Origin of the sequence: Mesorhizobium sp. SEMIA396, from assembly GCF_024518615.1 — a bacterium.
Classification (GTDB): Bacteria; Pseudomonadota; Alphaproteobacteria; order Rhizobiales; family Rhizobiaceae; genus Mesorhizobium.
Genome location: NZ_JANIFC010000007.1, coordinates 155,987 through 179,562 on the forward strand (window position 1 = coordinate 155,987; position 23,576 = coordinate 179,562).

Consider the following 23,576-nt stretch of genomic DNA (forward strand, 5'->3'; position numbering starts at 1 on the left):
CCTCCAAGTGGTCCAATGGTCCAACCAATTTCTGCACAGAAGGAAGCTCCTGTCAACCAACTGTCAGGAGCACTGTCGGAGGGAGGGACGCGATACTCTCAAGGCGATCGCGCGGTCGCGCTTCGATCGTGGCTGCTAACCTGCGGTGGCAGGCGGCCCGAACCAGGTGGTCAGCGCGTCCACCAGGCCCTGTTGGGTTCCCGCCCCGGCCCAAGCCACATAACCATCGGGCCGGATCAAGACCGCGTCGGGCGAAACGACCGTCCCGAGAGCCGGGAGGTCCCAGATACCGGCGTAACCGGCGTCGATCTGCCGGACCCGATCAGCCCAGGACGCGATGTCCAGCCTGCCGGGCTCACCGAGGTTGAGCAGCACGGGCCGCGCGTCGTGCAGCAAGGTGAAGACCCGCAACCGTCCGCCGGCGGTGGTCAGATCGAGATCGGGCATTCGCCGCCCAAGCAGTGGATGCCCCTCGCCAAGGTCGTAATGAACACCCAGACCAGACACCTCCGCGGCGATTTTCTTGCGGGGTTCATCCATGCCGAGCAACTCGGCAACGGTGTCGGCCAAGGCCTTGCTGCGGTCATCCGTGCGGCGAAGCGCAACCTGCGCCATCGTGTTGCGCAACACGCGGGCGGCGACCGGATGGCGCTCGGCGTGATAGCTTTCGAGCAGGCTTTGCGGCGATGTCCCCTTGATGATTTGGGCCAGCTTCCATCCAAGGTTCACCGCATCCTGCACGCCGATGTTGAGGCCCTGTCCGCCCATCGGCGGATGGATGTGCGCGGCATCACCCGCCAGCAGCACGCGCCGGTCGCGATATGCGGCAGCCTGGCGCGTCATGTCGGTGAAGCGGGAGAGCCAGGTCGGGCTGTGAACCCCGAAGTCGGTGCCGTAGATGGCAGTCAGCGCCTCGCTGAGCTCGCGCAGGGTCGGTTCGCCGCGCGCCTCCAGGCGGGGCTCCGTCAGCACGACGCCAACCTTCTTGCCGCCCTCGATCTTACCCAGAGCATGAATTCCGGAGGCGTTGCTGCGGAAGCCCCATGCCGGTTCTTCCGACATTTCGACCTCGGCAATCATCCAGCTCATCGTCGGATCCCATCCGGCGAACTCGATACCGGTCGCCTTGCGAATGGTGCTGCGGCCTCCGTCGCACCCGACCAGATATGCGGCCCTCAGGCGGTGACCGGTGGACAGTTCGACATCGACGCCGCTGTCGTCCTGGGCAAACCCCGCAACCTCGTGTCCGCGATAGATCGGTACCTTCAACTCGCCGACCCAGTCGGCCAGGATGCGCTCGATGTGGTTTTGCCGCAGTGCCAGCAGATAATTGTGGCGCGTGGGAAAATCGCTGATGCCTAACCGGATCATGTGGAAGCCCACGGACGGCGATATCTGTCCCTGTGAAAGAAACCGATCCACAATTCCGCGCTGGTCGAGCACCTCAAGAGTGCGCGCATGCAGGCCGCCTGCGCGCAATCCTGCCAATTTCTGATCCGGTCGCCTTTCGAAAATGGCAACGTCCACGCCTGCCAGCGCCAGTTCGCCTGCCAGCATCAATCCCGTCGGACCACCCCCGGCGATCACAACCGCATGATCTGAAATCATTATCATAACTCCCGTTTTCCGCACCCTGGCTTGGGTCGCGGTTTTACGGGAGGAGCCGGGTCTTGCCGCAAGCCCCTTGTGCGCCATATCTATGAAATGGAAGGGGTGCTCTTCCCCTCGTCGTTGGCTGCCCTCACAGCGAAACTGTGTAGGAACCAAAACGGGTATCCTGATTTCACATGCAAAAACGCAGATTCCTCCGTGCTTTGGCACGGAGTTCTGATGTTCTTTTGGAGAGAAGGGGGCCGGTCGGCGTTTGGCAGCGGTACGAGGAGGCCACTATGTGCCAGCGCCGGCCGGCCGACCCCACGGACCCAGGAGATGCGGCGGACCTGAGCATCATGGGGTATTCCCAGGATCGGAGCCGGTTTTCTATCCTCGTGCCGGCTTCGTCTTGGCCTGCACAGTTGCGCAAGAGCTTATGAAAATCAACAGTTTCTTAACCAAGGCTCGCGAATCGCTTGGATTAAGGTAAACGGGTAACCCTGTCGGGTTGACAGGATAATCGGGGCTGGATCGCTACGCCGCCTTGGCGACGACGCGATTTCGGCCGCCGCTTTTGGCTTCGTAGAGCGCGAGATCGGCACGCTTCATCAGCGCCGCCACCGTGTCCACGCCCTTCAGCACCGACGACACGCCGACGCTGACCGTGACTTCGATCGCCTTGCCGTCCTGCCCGATGGCGAAAGCCGCCTGGGCGATTTCGGCGCGAATGCGTTCGGCTACCTTCTCGGCCACCGCGCCCTCGGTGTCCGGCATCACCACGACGAACTCCTCGCCGCCAAAGCGGCAGGCAAGGTCGATACCCCTGACATTCTTGCGCAGCCGTCGTGCGAATTCCCGCAGAACCTCGTCGCCGCCGTCATGACCGTGCGCATCGTTGATCGCCTTGAAGCGGTCGAGGTCGGTGATCATCACCGACAGCGGCCGGCGCCGCGCTACGGCGCGATCGAACAGCGTCTGCAGGTGGCTGTCCAGATAGCGGCGGTTGTGCAGCCCGGTCAGTCCATCGGTCACCGCCATTTCGATGGTCTGGGTGACGCTGGCGCGCAGCTGGTCGTTGTAACGCTTGCGGCGCACCTGGGTGCGCAGCCGCGCCGTCAACTCCTGCTGGTCGATCGGCCGCATCAGATAATCATTGATGCCGAGTTCGAGGCCGCGGATGATGCGTTCCTCCTCGCCCTCCTCCGCCAGCAGGATGATCGGCACGAAACGGGTGCGATCGAGCGAGCGCAACTGCGAACAGAGCCTCAGCGGATCGAAATCGGCGAACGCGGTCGAGATCATCACGCATTCATAGGACGTCTCGGCGGCCTGGAAGAAACCGGCATGCGGATCATGTGTGACGTCGAGGTCGGCCCGGTCGCGCAGCATCTTCTGGATGCGCTCAACGGATGATTTGCGCTCGTCGATCAAAAGCACTTTAGGCGTCGTGTCCTCGGATGCGAAATTGCGGCTGAGCAACTCCTCGATGCCGATGTTGCGCGTCGTCGAGGCGCGCAGCCGCAACTCGTCGGTCAGCGACTTCAGGCGAACCAGGCTCTTGACGCGCGTCATAAGCTGCAGGTCGTTGACCGGCTTGGTCAGGAAGTCGTCGGCACCGGCCTCGAGCCCGCGGACGCGGTCGGAGACCTGATCGAGCGCGGTGATCATCACCACCGGAATGTGCGATGTCGCCGGATCGCTCTTCAGCCGCCGACAGACCTCGAAGCCGTCCATATCAGGCATCATCACGTCGAGCAGCACGACATCGACCTTGCCGTTCTCGCAGGTCTCTATCGCATCCGGCCCGTTGGTGGCGGTCAGCACTTCGAAATATTCGGCCAGCAGCCGCACTTCCAGCAGCCGCACATTGGCAGGGATATCGTCGACGACGAGGATCCGAGCAGTCATTTCACAAGGCTCCGGCTCGGCTGAAGGGGCACATCACGCATCGCCCAGATAGGATTTGATGGTTTCGATGAAACGCGGCACCGAGATCGGCTTAGAAATATAAGCCTCGCAGCCGCCCTGGCGGATACGTTCCTCGTCGCCCTTCATGGCGAAGGCGGTCACCGCAATGACCGGGATGACGTGCAGTTCGTCGTCTTCCTTCAGCCATTTGGTCACTTCAAGCCCCGACACTTCAGGCAATTGGATATCCATCAGGATCAGATCCGGCTTGTGCTGGCGCGCCAAATCGAGCGCTTCCAGACCGTTTCGGGTGCGCACGGTCTCGTAACCGCTTGCCTCGATGAGGTCCCGAAAGAGCTTCATATTGAGCTCATTGTCTTCGACGATCATAACCTTCTTCGGCATCGATTTCCCGTCCCGGCTGCCCTTCCGCTTCGAAGGCAACCGTCATGCGCCCATGTCTGAACGCATCAAACCCTGCTTCACTTTACGGCAATATGATTGACGAAACGGAAATCCGCGGCTGGAAAACAGCGCGAATTCCACCTCGTCCCCTGCGCGTCCAAAGGGCGCGCCACGCTCTAATGGCTTGCCGCAAGCAACTCTTGCCATTACTGCGGGAGAGACTCATTCCACACACCGAAGGTAGTGATGGCAAACGCAGCGTCAATGCGCGAAGAAGCGGAATCGATTGCCGTGAAGGCCCTGGGCTTCGTCGCCTCCGATCCGGAGCTTCTGCCGCGCTTTCTGGCAATCACCGGCATAGAGGTCCATTCGATCCGCAAAGCCGCCAGCGAGCCGGGTTTTCTGGCCGGTGTCCTGCAGTTCATCCTCGCCCACGAGCCGACTCTGATGCGCTTTGCCGAGGAAACCGGCACCCCGCCGGCGGCTGTCGGCAAAGCCTTGCGGTCGCTGCCGCTGGGCGACGACAACCACGAGCATTCCATATGAGCGATGATCCGGAAACCGCGCGCCAGATCGAAGAACTGGCAGCCGACGACCGACCCTTGCTTGTCCTCGATGTCGACGATGTCGTGCTCGAATTCATCCGACCGTTTCCGAATTTCCTCAAGGCGCGCGGCTATGGCCTGACGCTGGCCTCGTTCCGGCTGACCGGCAACATCGCAGAGACCGCCAGCGGCCGCCTGATCGAACAGCCCGAAGTCACGGCACTGCTGGCCGATTTCTTTGACGCGCAAGCCGATTGGCAAAACATTACTGACGGCGCGTCAGAAGCCCTGGCAGGGCTTGGCGATCGCGCGGAAATCATCTTGCTGACGGCCATGCCGCACAAACACCGTGCCGTGCGTCGCGTCCATCTCGACGCGCTTGGGCTGAGCTACCCGCTTCTGACCACTGAAATGGCCAAAGGGCCGGCAGTGGCCAAGCTTCGCGGCAAGGCCGGCCGACCGGTGGTCTTCGTCGACGATCAGCCGCACAATCTGGCGTCGGTACGGGAATCGGTCGCCGACGCCGAACTGTTCCACCTGATGGCCGACAATTCGCTGCGCGCATTCCTGCCGCCGGTGACGGACGATGTGGTCGTCGTCCAGGACTGGCACGAGGCAGCGCCCAAGATCGCAAGCGCGCTGGGGCTCTGAACTCCAGCTTCAGGGTTCAGTTCGCACCTGCGCCGCCGCTGTCGTCTCCGCTGTCATCGGCGCCGTCACCATCATCCAGGCTGTCGTCCACGGCCGGATCGGCGGGCTTCAGCATGACGCCATTGACGGTGACCGAGCCATCGGCCTTGGCATTGACGATCCATTCCAGCCGGCCGTCGGGCAGCGTCTTGCCAAAGCCCTTCGCCATGAGAGCGACTGGCACGTATTGGCCAACCTCCGGTTCCGACTTTGCCGCTTCCTGCAGGCCTTCGACAAGCTTGTCGAAGCCGGCGACATCGACGGTTACGCTTCCTTCGGGCTTTTCGCCTGGGAATGTCATCTCGCCTTCCAGCGCGATCTCCGTGTCCTTGTTCTTCACGGTGCTGTGGCCAAGCACGACCTTCGGCATCTTGGCCATGAAGTCGACTTTAAGCTGCTCGCCGAATTCGGCCGGCAGCGGCGGATTCTTATTGAGATCAAAAGCTTCGATCGCCTTCTTCGCCATGCTGTCGAGATCGATATTGGCGCCGCCAAAGTTCAAATCGACATCGGTGGGCAACAACCCCACGCTCCAGCTCGGCAGAAGCTGGGTCGGCACGGTCAGCCCCGATGCCTTGATGCCGTACGTGATCGTGCCGTTCTGGGCCACGCCATCGGTGCCGAACACGGTGCTGAGCTGGGTGGCGCCGAAATTGCCGACCGGGCTTTCCACCGCGAAATCCTTAAAACCGTAGGTCCCGTCGATACGCTGCCAAAGCGGCAAGGCGGCGAGCAGAAGCGATTTGAGCTGCGCCTGGTTGGCCTTCAGCGTCGCCTCGTCCTCGTTGGCCACCGCAAATGCCAGGAGGTCGAGCAATGGCTTGGTCCGCACGCCCTTGCCGCTGGCTTCGACCGACAGTTCCGGCGACCTGACGGTGACCGGGAATTTCAACCCGCTCTCCGGATCGTCGAAATCGATCGCTTCGACAAAGCTCGACACCTTTTGCGAGGTTGTGAAATCGACGCCCCCGGTCGCCGACTTGGTCGCGGCAACGGTCGCGATGCCGGCGCCCGTGCTGGCTTCCATGTGCTGCTTGGCATCCTTCGATGCCATCGTCATGCCGGCCATCGAGCTGGTGCCGCTGGTGAAGGCCGCCAGATTTGGATCGTAGACGCCCGAACCCTTGCCGTCCTTGATCGAAAACTGAGTGCTTTGCAGCCCTTCGGGTCCGTTGAACTCGAAGGAGGCAGTTTGGGAGAAATCCATGGAGACATCCCAGGACCCGTCGCTGCGCGGCTTGACCATCAGGGCATAGGGCGCGAAGTCGAACTTCAGCAGTTTCTGGTCCGGAAACGATGCCGCAAGTGCCTTGAAATCGAACAGGATCCTGTAGGCGCCACCTTCAAGCGAAACCTTCAAAATGCCTTTGTCGATGGCCTGCTTGCCGACATAGCGGGACAAGTCGTCGGATAATTGCTTCGCACCCTGACTATCGACGGTCTGACCGAACGCAGGCGCGCTCAACGCAAGGAGGAAAACGAATGGCAGGGCACGGTTCACGCGAATTCTCCGTTTGACCTAATGCATGTCGCCCAAAGTGGGTCCTGGTTTGGGAGAACGACATGCATAAACAAAACCCCAAAGCGCATGCGCTTTAGAAGGGACGTCCGTCTGGTATGAAATTACTGCTGCAACCGCAAGGTGAGATCAACAAGCCACGAGCGGACCTCATCAAAGCACCAGCCGCATCAGCGGGCGGCCGGCCTTGCGTTCCACCAGCCGCTCGAAACCCGCCTTCTCGAAGATCCGCGACGAGCCGACGAACAGGCCGATCGAGCGCGAATCGCGAGACAGGTCCATCGGGCACGCCTCGAGCAGCCGGGCTCCATTCTGGCGGGCGAAATTTATGCCGCCTTCGACGAGGCGATGCGTGATGCCCCTGCCGCGCGCCTTGGCGCGGATGAAGAAGCAGGAGATCGCCCAGACGGCCGGATCCGCGGCGTCGGCAGGATCGACCGGTGCCGAGCCCCTGCCCTGATTGTTCCATTCGGGTACGTCGGCGCGCGGTCCGATCTGCATCCAGCCGACCGCCTGGCCATCTTCGAATGCCAGCAGTCCGGGCGGCGGGCCGGCCTCGATACGCGCCTTGATGTGGTCCTTGTTGCGTTCCCGGCTGCTCTCGCGCCGCACCGCCGGCGCCAGCCGGAAATGCGTGCACCAACAGCCGTAGCAGGCGCCTTGCTTGCCGAAGAGGTCCTCGAATTCAGCCCAAAGCTCGGGTGCAAGTGGCGCTATGGTCGTGCTCATGCGTTCTCCCCAGGCCAGCCTTGTCGCTGGCCTTGCACTGTCGTACCATTGCATCTGTTCTCTTTATGTTCGCAGCGATGGCGGCCCCTGTCAACAATCCCGATCACGGTTTTTGCCGCGACTGCCTGACGTTTCAGCGCAGCCAGGCGCGCCGCTGCGAGCGCTGCGGCAGCCCGCGGCTTGCGCGCCATCCAGAGCTTTACCGGCTGCATCTGGCCCATATCGATTGCGACGCCTTCTATGCGGCGATCGAAAAGCGCGACAATCCGGCGCTCAAGGACAAGCCGCTGATCATCGGCGGCGGCAAGCGCGGCGTCGTCTCCACCGCATGCTATATCGCCCGCATCCAAGGCGTGCGCTCGGCCATGCCGATGTTCAAGGCGCTCGAAGCCTGCCCGGAGGCGGTGGTCATCAGCCCCAACATGGAAAAATACGTGCGCGTCGGCCGCGAAGTGCGCGCCATGATGCAAGCGCTGACACCGCTGGTCGAGCCGCTGTCGATCGACGAGGCGTTTCTCGACCTCGCCGGCACCGAACGGCTGCACGGCCTGCCGCCCGCTGTGGTGCTGGCGCGCTTCGCGCAGGCCGTCGAGAAGGAGATCGGCATCACCGTTTCGGCCGGCCTGTCCTATTGCAAGTTCCTCGCCAAGATTGCGTCTGACTTTCGCAAGCCGCGCGGTTTCTCGGTCATCGGCGAGGCCGAGGCAGTCGGCTTCCTCTCGGCGCAGCCGGTGACCATGATCTGGGGTGTCGGAAAGGCATTCAACGCCACGCTGGAGCGTGACGGCATCCGCACCATCGGCCAGTTGCAGCAGATGGATCGCGGCGACCTGATGCGCCGCTACGGCACGATGGGCGACCGGCTCTACCACCTTTCGCGCGGCGAGGACGTCCGCCGCGTCGATCCCGACCAGGATGCCAAGAGCGTATCGGCCGAAACCACCTTCGACACCGATATCGCGTCGCTGGAGGAACTGGTCGCGGTTCTCAGGGGCCTTTCGGAAAAGGTCTCGGCACGGCTGAAAAAGTCAGGCATTGCCGGGCGCACCGTGGTCTTGAAGCTGAAGACCCAGGATTTCAAGCTGCGCACGCGCAATCGCCAGCTCGGCGATCCGACCCGGCTCGCCGACCGCATCTTTCAGACCGGGGTGGAGCTTCTGCGCAAGGAAACCGACGGCACGAAGTATCGGCTGCTCGGCATCGGTGTCAGCGACCTCTCGGACGACGACAAGGCCGACCCGCCCGATCTGGTCGACATCCAATCGCGCAAGCGCGCCATGGCCGAAGGCGCCATTGACGCCCTGCGCGACAAGTTCGGCCGCAAAGCGGTGGAAACCGGCTACACATTCGGCAAGGGCCGCGACGCCCATCCGCCGGAGCCGCTGGAGGATTAGGTGCGCTGCAGATCAATCCTGCTCGTCACCACGCTCTTGCCGGTTTTCGGGTCGGTGTCGATGACGGTCAGCCGCATGCCGTTCTCGCCGCGTTTCTCGACCTTCATCTGCGCCCTTCGGTCGCCATTGACCTCCTTGGCCCAGCGAATGCCCAGGTTGATCGCGTTGCCCGAACGGCTGCCGTTAAGCTGCGCCGGTCCCGTGCGAGAGCCGACATAGGTGCCGCTGTATTTGGCACCGCTGGCCTTCAGGTCCGCGCTGATGGCGCGCGTGACCACGACAAGTCCCCGGCAATTGCCGTCGAGCGACAGGGAGGTCGATGTCGCGTTCGAGCTGAACGTGCAGGACACGTTCACGGTCGGCGCATCGGTGGTGACCTTGACGATACCCTTGCCGGCGAAATTGCCCTTGAACGCCTGGAGAAATTGGGCCTCGTCGGCATGTGCCGCACCTGCCGCAACCAATAAGCCGCCGGTAAGCGCGAATTGCGCGAAGGATCTCATTGAAGCTCTCCTTGTCGATCTTGAAAAAGGCGGGACGGTCCGCGAGCACGGCTGACCACCGGAACTCAACGCCACTTGCGGTTTCAGGTTCCGCCCGCCACACGACTGTTTTACAACATCCAGCCAGTCGCGACTGGCCCAGAAGAATGCCTTGTGTAGCGATTGCGGCAGAAGCCCTCGCCTGCGACATAGCGCGAATGGCACCCACCCCCTCGATCCCCAAGGCCGCGTTCTGGATGGCACTGTCGATCGCTTCCTTCCTTGGGATGACGGTCGCCGGCCGAGCCACGACAGCGGAGCTCAACGTCTTCCAGGTGCTTGAGTTGCGCTCTGTGATCGGCTTCTTCATCCTTCTGCCGCTGGTGATGATGAGTGGCGGTTTTCGAGCCATGCGCACGCAGCGCCCCATTGCCCATATCGCCCGCAACGTCATCCATTACACGGGCCAGGCGGCCTGGCTCTACGCCCTCACTTTGATCCCGCTGGCGGTGCTGATCTCGATCGAATTCACCACGCCGATCTGGACAGCTATCCTGGCGGTGATTTTTCTGGGCGAAAGGCTGAACCGGCCCAAGCTGGCAGCGATCGGGCTGGGGCTGATCGGCGTGGTGATCATCGTGCGCCCCGGTGTCGGCTCGGTCGACCCTGGACATCTCGTCGTGCTGGGTGCCGCGGCCTGCTTCGGCATCTCGGTGGTCACGATCAAATCGCTGACCCGGACTGACAGCGTCGTGCGCATCATCTGCTGGATGCTGATTATCCAGTCGATGGTCGGTCTCATCCCGGCGCTCTATACGTGGCGCAATCCGCCACTGGAGCTATGGCCGTGGATCGTGCTGATCGCTTTCACCGGCATGTCGTCGCATTTCTGTATGGCCCGCGCGCTTGGCTATGCCGATGCGACCATCGTCTCGCCGATGGATTTTCTGCGCGTGCCGCTATCGGCGCTGATTGGCTGGCTGCTCTATAGCGAGCAGATCGATGCCTTCACCGCCGGCGGCGCGCTGCTGATCCTGATGGGCAATCTGCTCAATCTTCAGCGCAGGGCTATAAAGCCGGCCGAAGTGGCGGCGTCGTAGTACGCCGGCCGTCAGTTCCCTTCGTCGGGTATGTTGAGAAGATGACCGCAGGCTTTGCAATGCACGGCGTCCGGCTCGTGCCGCCGCAAGCCGCACTGCGGACAGGGAAACAAAACCTTGGCTGGCCGGAAGATCGCCTGAGCCAGTCTGACAAACAGCGATATGCCGATGATCATGGTGACGATTGCGGTCAGCTTGCCGGCTATGCCCGGCAGCACGATGTCGCCGAAGCCGGTCGTCGTCACCGTGGCGACGGTGAAATAAAGCGCGTCGACATAGTTTTCCAGACCGGCGCCAGTGCGGAAGAAGAACGTGTAGACGAAGCCGGTGATGACGAACAGGAAGGTCAAAAGGTTGATGACCGCGTGGCTGGCCTCGCGCCACGGCCTCAGGCCGCGCATCTCCAGATGCCGCCAGAGCGAACCGCTGCGCGACAGCGACCACAGCCGCAGGATGCGCAGGAAGGCGAGATTGGCGAACGCCGTCGGCATCAGCAGCGTCAAAAGGATGAAGACATCGACCCACGACGTCGGCTGCTTCATCAGCCGCAGCATGTTTTTGGAGGCAAGCAGCCGGGCGACCAGATCCGCGGCGACAAGCGCGGCCGCCGAATAGTCGAGCCAGAGGAAGGACGGCTTGTCCTGAAGAACCGGCGTCGCGATGAAGAAGGCGATGATGGCGAGGTCGATGACGACGGCCACCAGTTGGAACCGGAAAGCGGCCGGCGTGCGCCCATGATAGAGCCTGCGCAGCCTGTCACGCAGCCGCGCCAAGGCTGAAACCGCCTGCGACCCGTTCCTCTGCGCCGGCTTCATACTGACTGCGCTGGCGTTCGCGGCAGCGACCGCCCGGCTGACCGCCGCGCGCGAGAAAGAGCGGGGGTCACACCAGCTCCACTTCGACCACACCCGGCACCGCGCGCATCGCCGAAGCGATCTGCGGCGAAATCCGGTAGCGGTTCGGCAGCTCGATCTCGATTTCGCCCTCGCCTTCGTCCTTGATCAGCACGAAGCTGACCTGCCCCTCGCCCCTGACAGTCAGTTGGCCGGCCAGCGTGTTGATCGGCGAGGCGTTGCGCACGAAGATGCGAAGTGCCTTCTGGATACGGCTTGCCTCGTCCTCCAGCGACTGCACCGAGTTGATGCGCAGATTGACGCCTTCCGGCCTGTCCTCGGCGGCAACGGTGATGACCACGGAGCGGCCGGCCTCGAGCAGATCGCGATATTGCGCCAGTCCTTCGGAAAACAGCACGGCTTCGTACTGGCCGGATGTGTCGGAAAAGGCGATAACGCCCATCTTGTTGCCGGTGCGCGTCTTGCGCTCCTGCTTGGACGTCACCGTGCCGGCCAGACGGCCGGCGGCGGCACCGCGTTTGACGGCCGCCGAAAACTCGGCCCAGGTCTGAACCCGCATCTTCTGCAGGGCTGCCTTGTACTCGTCGAGCGGGTGCGCCGAGAGATAGAAGCCGACCACCTGGAATTCACGGTGCAGCCGGTCGGCGGCGAGCCATGGCTCCGTCGCCGGCAGATTAAGTGCCTGCGACTGGGCGCCGAGCGAAGCGCCGAAGATGTCGTGCTGGCCGGAAACCGCGTTCTGCTGCGCCAGCGACGCCAGTCCCATCATGCGTTCCACGCCCGCCATCATCGATGCGCGGTCGTGGCCGAAGCAATCGAGCGCGCCGGCCATGATCAGGCTTTCGAAGACACGCTTGCCGACGATCTTGGGATCGACCCGCTCGCAGAAATCGGCGAGGTTCTTGAACGGCTTTTCGCCACGCTGGGCAACGATGTGCTCGACCGCAGCGTCGCCGACACCCTTGAGCGCTGCCAGCGAATAGTAGATGCGGTTCTCACCGACCTCGAAGGGGCGAAAGCTCGACATCACCGAAGGCGCCAAAACCTCGATACCAAGGCGCAGCGCGTCCTGGCGGAAATCGGCGAGCTTATCGGTGTTGCCCATGTCGAGCGTCATCGACGCCGCCAGGAACTCGACCGGATAATGCGCCTTGAGATAGGCGGTCTGGTACGAAACCACCGCATAGGCGGCGGCGTGCGATTTGTTGAAACCATAGTCGGCGAACTTGGCCAGCAGGTCGAAAATGAAGTCGGCTTGCGGCTTGCCGACGCCACGCTCGACCGCGCCGGAGACGAAGCGCTCGCGCTGCTTGTCCATCTCGGCGCGAATCTTCTTGCCCATGGCGCGGCGCAGCAGATCGGCTTCGCCGAGCGAGTAGCCGGACAGCTCCTGCGCGATCTGCATCACCTGTTCCTGGTAGACAATGACGCCTTGCGTCTCCTTCACCAGATGGTCGATCTTGGGATGGATCGACGCCATCTCCTCCTCGCCATGCTTTCTGGCGTTGTAGGTCGGAATGTTCTCCATCGGACCGGGGCGGTAGAGCGCAACCAGCGCGATGATGTCCTCGATGCAGTCGGGCCGCATGCCGATCAGCGCCTTGCGCATGCCGGCGCTTTCCACCTGGAACACGCCGACCACTTCGCCGCGCGACAGCATGGCGTAGGTCTCGGGATCGTCGAGCGGGATCGTCGCCAGGTCGATCTCGATGCCACGCCGGCGGATCAGCTTGACCGCCGTCTCCAGCACGGTCAGCGTCTTCAGGCCGAGGAAGTCGAACTTCACCAGCCCGGCCTGCTCAACATATTTCATGTTGAACTGGGTGACGGGCATGTCCGAGCGCGGATCGCGGTACATCGGCACCAGTTCCGACAACGGCCGGTCGCCGATGACGATGCCGGCGGCGTGCGTCGAGGCGTGGCGGTAAAGGCCCTCCAGCTTCTGCGCCATGTCGAGCAGCGTCTGGACGATCGGCTCCCTCTCGGCCTCTTCGGCAAAGCGCGGCTCGTTGGCGATGGCGTCGGCGAGCTTGACCGGGTTGGCCGGATTCTGCGGCACCATCTTGGAGAGCTTGTCGACCTGGCCATAGGGCATCTGCAGCACGCGGCCGACGTCGCGCAGCACGGCGCGCGCCTGCAGCGTACCGAAGGTGATGATCTGGCCGACCTGGTCGCGGCCGTATTTCTGCTGGACGTAGCGGATGACCTCCTCGCGCCGATCCTGGCAGAAGTCGATGTCGAAGTCGGGCATCGACACGCGGTCGGGATTGAGGAAGCGCTCGAAAAGCAGCGAGAAGCGCAGCGGATCGATGTCGGTGATGGTCGTCGAATAGGCGACCAGCGAGCCTGCGCCCGAACCGCGGCCTGGCCCGACCGGAATGCCTTGCGCCTTGGCCCATTTGATGAAGTCGGCAACGATCAGGAAGTAGCCGGGAAACTTCATCTTGGTGATGATGCCAAGCTCGAAATTCAACCGCTCGCGGTATTGCTCGACCGAGTAGCCCGCAGTCGGGCCATGCATGGCGAGGCGCGCGTCGAGCCCCTCATGCGCCTGGCGGGCCAGTTCGTCGGCTTCCGCCTGCACCGCGGCGTCATTGTCAGCGACATCGCCGCCGGTGAAGCGCGGCAGGATCGGATTGCGGTTTTTGGGATAATAGGAGCAGCGCAGCGCGATCTCGACAGTGTTGTCGATCGCTTCTGGCAGATCGGCAAAGAGCCTGGCCATATCGGCCTGGCTGCGCAGGAAATTGTCCGGCGACAGCCGGCGACGATTGTCGGCGGCGACGACCGATCCTTCGGCGATGGCGATCAGCGCGTCATGTGCGTCATAGTCGTCACGGGAGGAAAAGAACGCCTCGTTGGTGGCGACCAGGGGCAGTTCATGGGCATAGGCCAGATCGATCGAGGATTTTTCGATCACGCGATCATAACCGGAAACCCGATCCAGCTCGACATAGAGCCGGTCGCCGAACATTGCCTTGAGGGTCAAAAGCCGGGCTTCGGCCAGATCGCGGCGATCTTCCTTGAGCGCGGTGCCGATCGGTCCGCGCGGCCCACCGCTGAGGCAGATCAACCCGTCACAAAAGCCTTCCATCATTTCGGTGGCCAGGTGCACGGCTTCGCCTGGCGGCGTTTCGAGGTAGACGCGGCTGACCAGCCTGACCAGATTGGAATAGCCGGCTTCGGTCGCGGCGAGCAGGACGACCGGCCGCATATCGGGACCTTGCCGTCGGCGGTCGCGCTGGCCATCGCTGTTTTCGCCGGAAAAGGCGAGCGCCGCCTGGCAGCCGATGATTGGCTGGATGCCGTCCTTCACCGCCTTCTGCGCGAATTCCAGGGCGCCGAACAGATTGTTGGTGTCGGTCACGGCAATGGCCGGGGCTTCGTCCTTGACGGCGTGAGCCACCACCTTGCCGATCTGCAAGGCGCCTTCCAGCAGCGAATAGGCCGAATGCACGCGCAAATGGACGAAGGGCCGCGCCGGGGCCTCCGGCCGCGCCGCAGCAATCGCTGCTTCGCGCTTCAGGGGATCGCGGGGAAGTTTTTCGTCGGCCATGGTGCTGTGTGAAGGTCCTTGAGTCGATGGAGATGTATTGTCCGGGACCGCGCGATGCCAGTCCAGCACAAACCACTGCTGATCACAGGCTGCCTGCCCGGCCAGCCTTACGCAAACTCCATGATCACCGCGTCGACAGCCAGGCTGTCACCCGGTTTGGCGTTGAGCTTGGAGACGACAAGGTCGCGTTCAGCACGCAGCACGTTTTCCATCTTCATCGCTTCCACCACCGCCAAGGTCTCGCCGGCCTTGACCTCCTGGCCTTCGGCAACGGCAATCGACACGACAAGGCCGGGCATCGGGCAAAGCAGCAGGTTCGACGTGTCCGGCGCCACCTTTTCGGGCATCAGCCTTTCCAGCTCGGCGGTGCGCGGCAGCATGGCGCGCGCGGTCACCGACATGCCTTTCCAGGCTATGCGAAAGCCGTTGGCAACCGGCCTGACCTGAGCCGTAACCTTGCGCTTGCCGACCGTGCCGCGCCAGACCAGGTCGCCCGGCCGCCAGTCTGATGCAACGGTCAACGCCCTGCCGGCCTCGATCGACAGATCGATTTCCATCGGAATGGAAATCATGCCCTCGATAATCGAGGCCGACAGATAGTCATCGCCGATCTTTACCACCCAGTCGCGCTTCAGAGCTCCCGAATGCGGCGCCAGCCGCCCGCCCAGCCGGTCGAGCCGGTCACGGCGCAGCAGTTCCACCGCCGTCGCAATCGACGCCAGCACGGCCTTCTCATCGTCGTTCGGTACGACCGGCGCGAAGCCGTCGGGATATTCCTCCGATATGAAAGCGGTCGATATCCGCCCTTCCCGCCAACGCGGATGCTGCATCAAGGCAGCCAGGAACGGAATGTTGTGCTCGATACCGTCGACGACGAAGCTGTCGAGCGCTTCCGACATGGCATCGATGGCCTCCAGACGCGTCGGCGCCCAGGTGCACAGCTTGGCGAGCATCGGATCGTAGAACATCGAGATTTCGGAGCCTTCGGTGACGCCGGTGTCGTTGCGGATGATGACATCGCCGAATTGTCCTTCCTCAGGCGGCCGGTAGCGTGTCAGCCGGCCGATCGACGGCAAGAAGTTGCGGTAGGGATCTTCGGCATAGAGCCGGCTTTCCACTGCCCAGCCGTTCAGTTTGACATCGCTTTGTTTGATGGCAAGCTTTTCGCCGGCGGCGACGCGAATCATCTGCTCGACCAGATCAATGCCTGTGACGAGCTCCGTCACCGGATGCTCGACCTGCAATCGTGTATTCATTTCAAGGAAATAGAAGTTCTTGTCCTTGTCGACGATGAATTCGACCGTGCCGGCGCTCTGGTAGTCGACGGCCTTGGCCAGCGCCACCGACTGCTCACCCATAGCCTTGCGCGTCTCGGCATCCAGGAACGGCGACGGCGCCTCTTCGGCGACCTTCTGGTTGCGTCGCTGGATCGAGCATTCGCGCTCGCCGAGATAGAGCGCATTGCCATGCGCGTCGGCCAGCACCTGAATTTCGATATGGCGCGGATCGACGACGAATTTCTCGATGAAGACACGATCGTCGCCGAACGAACTCTTGGCTTCCGAGCGCGCGCGGTCGAAGCCGTCGCGCACTTCGGCCTCGCTCCAGGCGATGCGCATGCCCTTGCCGCCGCCGCCGGCCGAAGCCTTGATCATCACGGGGTAGCCGATTTCGCCGGCAATCTTTTCGGCATGGTCGGCATTCTCGATGACGCCGAGCCAGCCGGGCACGGTGGAAACCTTGGCGGCGTTGGCGAACTTCTTCGATTCGATCTTGTCGCCCATCGCCTTTATGGCCTTGGGCTTCGGGCCGATGAAAATGATGCCTTCCGCTTCCAGCGCTTCGCAGAAGGCCGCCCGCTCGGACAGGAATCCGTAGCCGGGATGCACGGCCTGGGCCCCCGTTTCCTTGCAGGCGGCGATGATCTTTTCCGGGACGAGATAGCTCAGCGCGGCTGGTGAAGGCCCGATATGCACCGCCTCGTCGGCCATCTCGACATGCACGGCATCGCGATCGGCATCGGAATAGACGGCAACCGTGGCGATGCCCATCTTGCGCGCCGTCTTGATGACGCGGCAGGCAATTTCGCCGCGATTGGCGATCAGGATCTTGGTGAACATGCGAAATGTCATCCCTCGGGTCGGCCGTTCCTTTTATGGCCTGTGCTTGCAGGGTCAAGCCGACCATGCAATTCACTGCCTTTCAATCGACTTGCGATTCCAATTCATCGCTGTGGCCCAGTCAGGGAGCCAGCCGCCAGTTGATCGTGTCGGCAAAACCTGAAACCTTGGAAAAAACTCGCATTGGAGGACGTCTGATGAAAACCCGCGCCGCTGTCGCTGTCGCCGCCGGAAAGCCGCTGGAGATCATGGAGGTCGATCTCGACGGCCCACGTGAGGGCGAGGTGCTGGTCGAGATCAAGGCGACCGGCATCTGCCACACCGACGAATTCACGCTGTCGGGTGCTGATCCTGAAGGTCTGTTTCCGGCCATCCTCGGCCATGAGGGCGCTGGCGTCGTCGTCGATATCGGCAAGGGCGTCACCTCGCTCAAGAAGGGCGACCACGTCATCCCGCTCTACACGCCCGAATGCCGCCAGTGCCATTCCTGCCTGTCGCGAAAAACCAATCTGTGCACGGCCATCCGCGCCACCCAGGGCCAGGGCCTGATGCCCGATGGTTCATCGCGCTTCTCGATCGGCAAGGACAAGATCTTTCACTATATGGGCTGCTCGACTTTCTCCAACTTCACCGTGCTGCCCGAGATCGCGCTAGCCAAGGTCAACCCCGACGCGCCCTTCGACAAGATCTGCTACATCGGCTGCGGCGTCACCACCGGCATCGGTGCTGTGATCAACACCGCCAAGGTCGAGATCGGCGCCACCGCCGTCGTCTTCGGCCTCGGCGGAATCGGCCTCAACGTGATCCAAGGCCTGAAACTTGCCGGCGCCGACATGATCATCGGCGTCGATTTGAACAACGACAAGAAGGAGTGGGGCGAGCGCTTCGGCATGACGCATTTCGTCAATCCGAAGGAGATCGACGGCGATGTCGTGCCCCACCTCGTCAACATGACCAAGCGTGGCGCCGACCAGATCGGCGGCGCCGACTACACATTCGACTGCACCGGCAGCACCAAGGTGATGCGCCAGGCGCTGGAAGCCTCGCATCGCGGCTGGGGCAAGTCGGTCGTCATCGGCGTCGCCGGTGCCGGCCAGGAGATCTCGACGCGGCCGTTCCAGCTGGTCACCGGCCGCACCTGGATGGGAACCGCCTTCGGTGGCGCGCGCGGCCGCACCGACGTGCCCAAGATCGTCGACTGGTACATGGACGGCAAGATCCAGATCGACCCGATGATCACTCACACGCTGAAGCTCGAGGACATCAACAAGGGTTTCGATCTCATGCATGAGGGCAAATCGATCAGAAGCGTCGTGGTTTACTGAGGAAGATACCAGGCCGCCGCCCAATCGGCCCGCGACCTCTGTGGTTCACAAGTGGGAGGAGAAAAGAAACATGAGCGAACTCCCCGCTATTCTCGTCGATGCAGACGCCTGCCCGGTCAAGGCCGAGGTCGAAAAAGTGGCCGACCGGCATGGCGTCGTTGTCACCTACGTCTCCAATGGCGGCCTGCGGCCATCGCGCGATCCGATGATCCGCAATGTGGTGGTCTCCAAGGGCGCTGATGCCGCCGACGACTGGATCGTGGACAATGCACGCACCAACGACATTGTGATCACCGCCGACATTCCGCTGGCCGCCCGCGCGGTGGCACTCGGCGCCCATGTGCTTGGGCCAACGGGACGCCCCTTCACGCCGGAAACGATCGGCATGGCGGTAGCCATGCGTGACCTGAAGCAGCATCTGCGCGAGACCGGCGAAAGCAAGGGCTACAATGCCAGCTTCGCGCCGCAAGACCGGTCGCGGTTTCTCGGCGAACTCGACCGCATCTTGCGGCGGGCGCTCAAATCCGCCACACCAGACTAGAAACCGAGCGCCATTCAAGGTTGGAACCGACATGGCTGCCGAAACCCCGGTGAAGTCTCCCATTCAGCGCCACATGTTGTTCGCTGTGTCGGCCTGCGTTGGCGTTTTTGCGCTTCTCGTGGCGTTGCTGCTGCACGCCCCGCTTGCCTATTCGATCGGCGCCAACGCGTTCTTTGCCGCTTATGTCATTCTCGTCGTCGCCCAGATGCCGAAGTTCACCGGCAGGTATCTGAGCAGGAATGCGCGTGCCACGGACCAGCCGGTGCTGGTCATCTTCGCTGTGACGCTTGTCGTCGTCGGCGTTGCCGTTATCTCATTGTTCCTACTGATCAATCAGAAGGACAGAAGCCATCCCGTCGAGCTCACCTTCGCGCTGCTGTCGATCCCGCTCGGCTGGTTCACCATTCATGCCATGGCAGCGCTCCATTATGCTCATGTCTACTGGATGGACGGCGATGCTGTGGATGCCGAGACCAGGAAGAAAATCCCTGTCGGCGGACTGCTGTTCCCGGGCGACAAACGGCCGGAGGGCTGGGACTTCCTGTACTTCTCGACGGTGATCGGCATGACGGCACAGACCGCCGATACCAACATCTCGACCACGCATATGCGTCGTGTCGTGCTTGTCCATTCGATCCTGTCGTTTTTCTTCAACACGGTCATCGTCGCCGCCGCCGTCAATCTCGCCGTCAGCCTGGGCGGTCCGTAATAAATCCGTGATCGGATGAAACATCGGTTTGGATCGCGACGTATCAGGAGGACAATGAACGCGCAGGCCATGCCGCGAGGCCGGGAGACGAAAGACGATGGAATCCGTTGCCAGAAGCCAATCCGCCGCCGATCCAGGCGCTTCGGCGTCGAACGACAAAACGCTGATCTACCGGCAGTCGCGCTGGACACGGCTGACGCATTGGCTTTGGGCTATCTCGTTGTTCTTCATGCTGCTGTCAGGCCTGCAGATCTTCAATGCCCGTCCGCAGCTCTATATCGGCAAAGAATCGGGCTTCGAATACAACAACACCATCTTCGCCATCGGCGCCGAGAATTCCGATGCGGGTCCGCGCGGCTACACGGAAATCTTTGGGCATCGCTTCGACACCACTGGCGTGCTCGGCTGGTCGGGTCCGGCCGGCCAGGAGACGTCCCGCGCCTTTCCCTCCTGGGCGACCATCCCATCCTACTATGATCTCGGCACCGCGCGCGTCATCCATTTCTTCTTTGCCTGGATACTGGCCACGACGTTGATCGTCTGGTTTGTCGCCAGCACCGTGAACGGCCATCTGCGGCGCGATCTCGCGCCACGCCTCGACGATTTGAAACGATTGCCGCAAGACATCGTTGACCACGCCAAGCTCAAATTCCACCACACGCGCGAATACAACACGCTGCAGAAGATGGCCTATGGCGGGGTGCTGTTCGTGCTGTTGCCGCTGATGATCATCACCGGTCTGGCCATGTCGCCGAGCATGAATTCGGTGCTGCCGTTCCTCAACGATCTGCTCGGTGGCCGGCAGACGGCACGCACCATCCATTTCACCGTCATGGTGCTATTGGTCGCCTTCTTCGTCGTCCATATCCTGATGATCCTGGCCGCCGGCCCGATCAACGAACTGCGCTCGATCATCACCGGCTGGTATCGGACAGATCCTCCCGCACAGGACGATACAGCCGAGAGGAGTGCCTGACATGGCAAAATTCCAGATCAGCCGCCGCAAATTCCTGACCGGTGCCAGTCTTGGCGTCTCCGGCATCATGCTGTCGGGCTGCGACGCCTTCGACAGTCAGCTAGGTGTTGGCAGCGGCCTGCGCAGTTTCCTCGAAAACGCCAATGGCCTGACCTACCGCGCACAGCGGCTGCTTGCCGGAAGTGACGCGCTGGCCCCGGAATTCACCGAGGCCGACATCCGCCAGCCGCAGCGGCCGAATGGTGTCACCGCTCCCGATGACGATGTCTACAAGGGCTTGCTCGCCAACAACTTTGCCGACTGGCGACTGGAGGTTTCAGGCCTTGTCGAGAAGCCGCTATCGCTCAGCCGCGAGCAACTCCAGAATATGCCGAGCCGCACCCAGATCACCCGCCATGACTGCGTCGAAGGCTGGAGCTGCATCGCCAAATGGACCGGCACGCCGCTGTCGCTGGTGCTGGACCAGGCGGTGGTCAAACCGCAGGCGCGCTACGTCATGTTCCATTGCCTCGATACGATCGACCGCAGCCTCTCCGGCGACATCAAATATTACGGCAGCATCGACCTGATCGATGCCCGTCACCCGCAGACGATCCTCGCCTATGGCCTGAACGGCAAGCCGCTGCCGGTCGAGAACGGCGCTCCGCTGCGGGTTCGCGTCGAGCGCCAACTCGGCTACAAGATGCCGAAATATCTCTACAAGATCGAGCTGGTCGACGGCTTCGCCACTGTCGGCGGCGGTCGCGGCGGCTATTGGGAAGACAATGGTTATGACTGGTACGGCGGAATCTGAATCGCACACCGCAAACGCTGCGGCCCCAAAGATGGCCAACCTATAGCGAGCGGCGAAACAGTTCGCCCTTTCCGGCGATCTGCTCGCCAATGCCGCCGAGCCGCAGCATGTGCCAGGCAAGGGCGTGATTGCTCGAGGTTACCGGTTTCCCCAGTTCCTTCTCGACCTCCTCGATGATGCGGGCAACGCGCATGCTGGTGCAGGAAACGAACACCGCCTCACAGTCGCTCGACGCACCGATTTCCAAGATGGCCTGCTTGACCGATGCCGGCGTGATGCGCGCAACGACATTGTCATCCGCCTCGTTGAAGGAGCCCATGACCGGAATGTCCATCCCCCGCGCCATCAGCGATGCACGTAGCGAATGATTGATTTTCGCCAGATAAGGGGTGAGCAGCGCGATCCGCGAGACGCCCAGGGCCTTCAGCGCCGCCCTTGCCGCCGTCACCGGGTTGGTCACTTGCACGCCCGGCAGCACCTCATGAACGCGTTCGGCGACCTTGTCCTCGCCGATAACCAGCGCTCCCGAGGTGCAGGCAAAACCGATCACATCGAACTTGACGTCCGGCAAGAGCCCGACAGTTTCCGGGATGACGGCCGACATCTTCATCAGGTTTTCCGGCGTGATCTCGACATCGCTGTAGAGCCGCGCCTCGTACAGCGCGATGTCGCGCGCGGGCAGCGCATAGCGGAATTCATCCTCGATGGTCTGGTCGGTTCGAAGGACGAGCAGGCCGAGATTGGCGCGGGTGCCGATGCCGTCGTCGGTCTTGAAGGGAATGTGTTCCTTGTCGACGACAAGCGCATCGTCGGCGCGGCTAAGCGGGGCGTCCATGGCGCAGTCCCCTTCCTGATGCCAATCAGAATTGTCGACAATAGAAGCGACAACTTTGCCAAACGTGTCAAGAGCTCCGTTCCAATTTTGGGAACCGGGAAATGCCGGATTTCGCCCTGTCTGAACGGTGAATCGATCGTCGACCCACGCGCCGTTGACAATGGCCAGCGTCTTCCTGTTGAATTGTCGACAATAGAAACGACAACCATTCGGGTCAGCGATGCGCATATTGATCTTGGGCGGTGGCGTTGTCGGGATCACCACTGCCTATCAGTTGCAGAAGGACGGCCACACGGTCACCGTTCTCGAGCAGGCATCACAGGTGGCCGAAGGGGCAAGCTGGGCAAATGCCGGCATGATCGCGCCCGGCCATTCCTTCGTCTGGTCATCGCCGGCCGCGCCAAAAATCCTGCTGAAGTCGCTGTTCCAGAAAGACCAGGCGCTTCGTTTCAAGCTCTCCGCCGACCCGCATCTCTACAGCTGGTCGCTGCGCTTCCTCATGCAATGCACGGCCGCCAAAGCGCGTCGCAACACCCTTCTCAAACATCGGCTTGCGGTCCATTCCCAATCGGTCCTGCAGGCGGTCGTCAGGGAGGAAGCGATCCAGTACGACAGGACATCGGCCGGCATTCTTTACTTCCACCGCAACCGCCAGGCGCTCGACAAGGGCATCGCCAACATGCGCCTGCTGGAGGCCGACGGCCAGGAGATCCGTATCGTCGACGCGCAGGAAATCGTTGACCGCGAGCCGGCGCTGGCTTTGTCGCGCGACAACATTGCCGGCGGCGTATTGTGTCCGACCGACGAAACCGGCGACGCCGCCAAGTTCACGCGCGCGCTGGCGGCCATCGTCGAAAATAGGGGCGGCAAGATCCTGACAGGGACCAGGATCGTGGGGATCGAACGCAGAAAGGAAACGATCACCAAGATCGTCACCGACAAGGGAGAGTTTCTGGCCGACACCTACGTTCTGTGTCTCGGCGCCGAGAGCCCCGTCCTCGCCCGCAAGATCGGCCTTGGTCTGCCGATCTATCCGGTCAAGGGATATTCCATGACCATTCCCATCGTCGATCAGGCGCTGGCTCCAAAACTCCCTGTCATCGATGAGCACAATCTCGTCGCCATCACGCCGATGGGCGATCGCATCCGCGTGACCGCCACCGCGGAATTCGCGGGCTATGATCGCAGCCACAAGCCTTCGGATTTCGCCTTCATGAAGCGCGTCACGCAGGACCTGTTCCCGCGCGGCATCGCCTATGATCGCGCCGAGATGCGGGCCTGCCTGAGGCCCATGACGCCCGACAACCTGCCGATCCTCGGCCTGCGCGACATCCGAAACCTGTGGCTGAACACCGGGCACGGCCATATCGGCTGGACCATGGCGCATGGATCGGCCCGTATCGTCGCCGATCTGATCGCCGGCCGGGCAGCGCCGATCGCCCTCGACGGCATCCTTCCCACACAGGCGCGGTTCGCCGAACCAAGCGCCGCAAAGGCTTGAC

20 protein-coding genes are annotated in these 23,576 nt (G+C 62.3%); 10 read left to right on the forward strand and 10 right to left on the reverse strand.

Annotated elements, in window-relative coordinates:
- Positions 1–135: 135 nt before the first annotated feature.
- The 3 genes from NP503_RS18210 to NP503_RS18220 form a co-directional block, all read right to left on the reverse strand.
- Positions 136–1,608, reverse strand: a complete 1,473-nt coding sequence (locus NP503_RS18210) for an FAD-dependent monooxygenase (protein ID WP_127270063.1) — start codon at positions 1,606–1,608, stop codon at positions 136–138.
- Positions 1,609–2,127: 519 nt separating this feature from the next.
- A complete protein-coding gene (locus NP503_RS18215) occupies positions 2,128–3,501 on the reverse strand; it encodes a PleD family two-component system response regulator (protein ID WP_023810534.1) in 1,374 nt (457 codons plus the stop codon).
- Positions 3,502–3,534: 33 nt separating this feature from the next.
- On the reverse strand, positions 3,535–3,906 hold the full coding sequence (locus tag NP503_RS18220; protein WP_127271107.1) for a response regulator: 372 nt from the start codon (positions 3,904–3,906) through the stop codon (positions 3,535–3,537).
- A gap of 246 nt (positions 3,907–4,152) precedes the next feature.
- Between NP503_RS18220 and NP503_RS18225 the strand changes: the two genes are divergently transcribed.
- A complete protein-coding gene (locus NP503_RS18225; RefSeq protein WP_024503583.1) occupies positions 4,153–4,452 on the forward strand; it encodes a DUF3572 domain-containing protein in 300 nt (99 codons plus the stop codon).
- Complete coding sequence (locus NP503_RS18230) at positions 4,449–5,102, forward strand: hypothetical protein (protein ID WP_127271109.1); 654 nt, start codon at positions 4,449–4,451, stop codon at positions 5,100–5,102. Before NP503_RS18225 ends, NP503_RS18230 begins: the two co-directional genes overlap by 4 nt.
- A 16-nt stretch (positions 5,103–5,118) precedes the next feature.
- Here NP503_RS18230 and NP503_RS18235 read toward each other — a convergent pair whose 3' ends face one another.
- Positions 5,119–6,642, reverse strand: coding sequence for a hypothetical protein (locus tag NP503_RS18235; protein WP_127272774.1), 1,524 nt, complete (start codon positions 6,640–6,642; stop codon positions 5,119–5,121).
- Between the two features lie 171 nt (positions 6,643–6,813).
- Entirely contained in the window at positions 6,814–7,389 is a 576-nt protein-coding gene (locus NP503_RS18240; protein WP_127269141.1) for a GNAT family N-acetyltransferase, read from the reverse strand.
- Positions 7,390–7,454: 65 nt separating this feature from the next.
- Between NP503_RS18240 and NP503_RS18245 the strand changes: the two genes are divergently transcribed.
- Positions 7,455–8,783, forward strand: coding sequence for a DNA polymerase IV (locus NP503_RS18245; RefSeq protein WP_127269140.1), 1,329 nt, complete (start codon positions 7,455–7,457; stop codon positions 8,781–8,783).
- Here the strand turns inward: NP503_RS18245 and NP503_RS18250 are convergent.
- Positions 8,780–9,286, reverse strand: a complete 507-nt coding sequence (locus NP503_RS18250; RefSeq protein WP_127269139.1) for a hypothetical protein — start codon at positions 9,284–9,286, stop codon at positions 8,780–8,782. The two genes, NP503_RS18245 and NP503_RS18250, sit on opposite strands and share 4 nt — an antisense overlap.
- 197 nt (positions 9,287–9,483) lie before the next feature.
- Here NP503_RS18250 and NP503_RS18255 point away from each other — a divergent pair, with 197 nt between their 5' ends.
- Positions 9,484–10,365 (forward strand): DMT family transporter, encoded by an 882-nt coding sequence (locus tag NP503_RS18255; RefSeq protein ID WP_127269138.1) that lies wholly within the window; start codon positions 9,484–9,486, stop codon positions 10,363–10,365.
- Between the two features lie 11 nt (positions 10,366–10,376).
- Here the strand turns inward: NP503_RS18255 and NP503_RS18260 are convergent, their stop codons facing one another.
- The 3 genes from NP503_RS18260 to NP503_RS18270 all read right to left on the reverse strand — a co-directional run bounded on the left by NP503_RS18260 (position 10,377) and on the right by NP503_RS18270 (position 16,895).
- Positions 10,377–11,180, reverse strand: coding sequence for a potassium channel family protein (locus NP503_RS18260; protein ID WP_127270750.1), 804 nt, complete (start codon positions 11,178–11,180; stop codon positions 10,377–10,379).
- Between the two features lie 67 nt (positions 11,181–11,247).
- The gene (dnaE, locus tag NP503_RS18265; RefSeq protein WP_127270747.1) at positions 11,248–14,775 is read right to left on the reverse strand and encodes a DNA polymerase III subunit alpha; all 3,528 of its coding nucleotides are present in this window, start codon (positions 14,773–14,775) and stop codon (positions 11,248–11,250) included.
- Positions 14,776–14,882: 107 nt separating this feature from the next.
- Positions 14,883–16,895: an acetyl/propionyl/methylcrotonyl-CoA carboxylase subunit alpha gene (locus NP503_RS18270; RefSeq protein WP_127270745.1), complete on the reverse strand. Its 2,013-nt coding sequence runs from the start codon at positions 16,893–16,895 to the stop codon at positions 14,883–14,885.
- A gap of 197 nt (positions 16,896–17,092) precedes the next feature.
- On the opposite strand from NP503_RS18270, the gene NP503_RS18275 reads away from it, so the two are divergent.
- The 5 genes from NP503_RS18275 (at position 17,093) to NP503_RS18295 (ending at position 21,239) form a co-directional block, all read left to right on the forward strand.
- Positions 17,093–18,220: an S-(hydroxymethyl)glutathione dehydrogenase/class III alcohol dehydrogenase gene (locus NP503_RS18275; protein WP_127270241.1), complete on the forward strand. Its 1,128-nt coding sequence runs from the start codon at positions 17,093–17,095 to the stop codon at positions 18,218–18,220.
- Between the two features lie 70 nt (positions 18,221–18,290).
- On the forward strand, positions 18,291–18,761 hold the full coding sequence (locus NP503_RS18280; RefSeq protein WP_127270240.1) for a YaiI/YqxD family protein: 471 nt from the start codon (positions 18,291–18,293) through the stop codon (positions 18,759–18,761).
- A 31-nt stretch (positions 18,762–18,792) separates the two neighbouring features.
- Positions 18,793–19,470 carry a DUF1345 domain-containing protein gene (locus tag NP503_RS18285; protein ID WP_023810520.1) on the forward strand — a complete coding sequence of 226 codons (678 nt, stop codon included), beginning with the start codon at positions 18,793–18,795 and terminating at the stop codon, positions 19,468–19,470.
- A 97-nt stretch (positions 19,471–19,567) separates the two neighbouring features.
- Positions 19,568–20,446 (forward strand): cytochrome b/b6 domain-containing protein, encoded by an 879-nt coding sequence (locus NP503_RS18290; RefSeq protein WP_127270742.1) that lies wholly within the window; start codon positions 19,568–19,570, stop codon positions 20,444–20,446.
- A gap of 1 nt (position 20,447) precedes the next feature.
- Complete coding sequence (locus NP503_RS18295; protein WP_127270739.1) at positions 20,448–21,239, forward strand: molybdopterin-binding protein; 792 nt, start codon at positions 20,448–20,450, stop codon at positions 21,237–21,239.
- Positions 21,240–21,279: 40 nt separating this feature from the next.
- Here NP503_RS18295 and NP503_RS18300 read toward each other — a convergent pair whose 3' ends face one another.
- Positions 21,280–22,074 carry an aspartate/glutamate racemase family protein gene (locus NP503_RS18300; protein ID WP_127270737.1) on the reverse strand — a complete coding sequence of 265 codons (795 nt, stop codon included), beginning with the start codon at positions 22,072–22,074 and terminating at the stop codon, positions 21,280–21,282.
- A 220-nt stretch (positions 22,075–22,294) separates the two neighbouring features.
- On the opposite strand from NP503_RS18300, the gene NP503_RS18305 reads away from it, so the two are divergent.
- Positions 22,295–23,575: a D-amino acid dehydrogenase gene (locus NP503_RS18305; RefSeq protein WP_127267800.1), complete on the forward strand. Its 1,281-nt coding sequence runs from the start codon at positions 22,295–22,297 to the stop codon at positions 23,573–23,575.
- Position 23,576: the final 1 nt, after the last annotated feature.

Bases quoted from the DNA above. Each gene is read 5' to 3' on its own strand.
- NP503_RS18210 (WP_127270063.1), bottom strand. From the start codon at position 1,608: ATGATTTCAGATCATGCGGTTGTGATCGCCGGGGGTGGTCCGACGGGA.
- NP503_RS18215 (WP_023810534.1), bottom strand. From the start codon at position 3,501: ATGACTGCTCGGATCCTCGTCGTCGACGATATCCCTGCCAATGTGCGG.
- NP503_RS18220 (WP_127271107.1), bottom strand. From the start codon at position 3,906: ATGCCGAAGAAGGTTATGATCGTCGAAGACAATGAGCTCAATATGAAG.
- NP503_RS18225 (WP_024503583.1), top strand. From the start codon at position 4,153: ATGGCAAACGCAGCGTCAATGCGCGAAGAAGCGGAATCGATTGCCGTG.
- NP503_RS18230 (WP_127271109.1), top strand. From the start codon at position 4,449: ATGAGCGATGATCCGGAAACCGCGCGCCAGATCGAAGAACTGGCAGCC.
- NP503_RS18240 (WP_127269141.1), bottom strand. From the start codon at position 7,389: ATGAGCACGACCATAGCGCCACTTGCACCCGAGCTTTGGGCTGAATTC.
- NP503_RS18245 (WP_127269140.1), top strand. From the start codon at position 7,455: ATGTTCGCAGCGATGGCGGCCCCTGTCAACAATCCCGATCACGGTTTT.
- NP503_RS18250 (WP_127269139.1), bottom strand. From the start codon at position 9,286: ATGAGATCCTTCGCGCAATTCGCGCTTACCGGCGGCTTATTGGTTGCG.
- NP503_RS18255 (WP_127269138.1), top strand. From the start codon at position 9,484: ATGGCACCCACCCCCTCGATCCCCAAGGCCGCGTTCTGGATGGCACTG.
- NP503_RS18260 (WP_127270750.1), bottom strand. From the start codon at position 11,180: ATGAAGCCGGCGCAGAGGAACGGGTCGCAGGCGGTTTCAGCCTTGGCG.
- dnaE (WP_127270747.1), bottom strand. From the start codon at position 14,775: ATGGCCGACGAAAAACTTCCCCGCGATCCCCTGAAGCGCGAAGCAGCG.
- NP503_RS18270 (WP_127270745.1), bottom strand. From the start codon at position 16,895: ATGTTCACCAAGATCCTGATCGCCAATCGCGGCGAAATTGCCTGCCGC.
- NP503_RS18275 (WP_127270241.1), top strand. From the start codon at position 17,093: ATGAAAACCCGCGCCGCTGTCGCTGTCGCCGCCGGAAAGCCGCTGGAG.
- NP503_RS18280 (WP_127270240.1), top strand. From the start codon at position 18,291: ATGAGCGAACTCCCCGCTATTCTCGTCGATGCAGACGCCTGCCCGGTC.
- NP503_RS18285 (WP_023810520.1), top strand. From the start codon at position 18,793: ATGGCTGCCGAAACCCCGGTGAAGTCTCCCATTCAGCGCCACATGTTG.
- NP503_RS18290 (WP_127270742.1), top strand. From the start codon at position 19,568: ATGGAATCCGTTGCCAGAAGCCAATCCGCCGCCGATCCAGGCGCTTCG.
- NP503_RS18295 (WP_127270739.1), top strand. From the start codon at position 20,448: ATGGCAAAATTCCAGATCAGCCGCCGCAAATTCCTGACCGGTGCCAGT.
- NP503_RS18300 (WP_127270737.1), bottom strand. From the start codon at position 22,074: ATGGACGCCCCGCTTAGCCGCGCCGACGATGCGCTTGTCGTCGACAAG.
- NP503_RS18305 (WP_127267800.1), top strand. From the start codon at position 22,295: ATGCGCATATTGATCTTGGGCGGTGGCGTTGTCGGGATCACCACTGCC.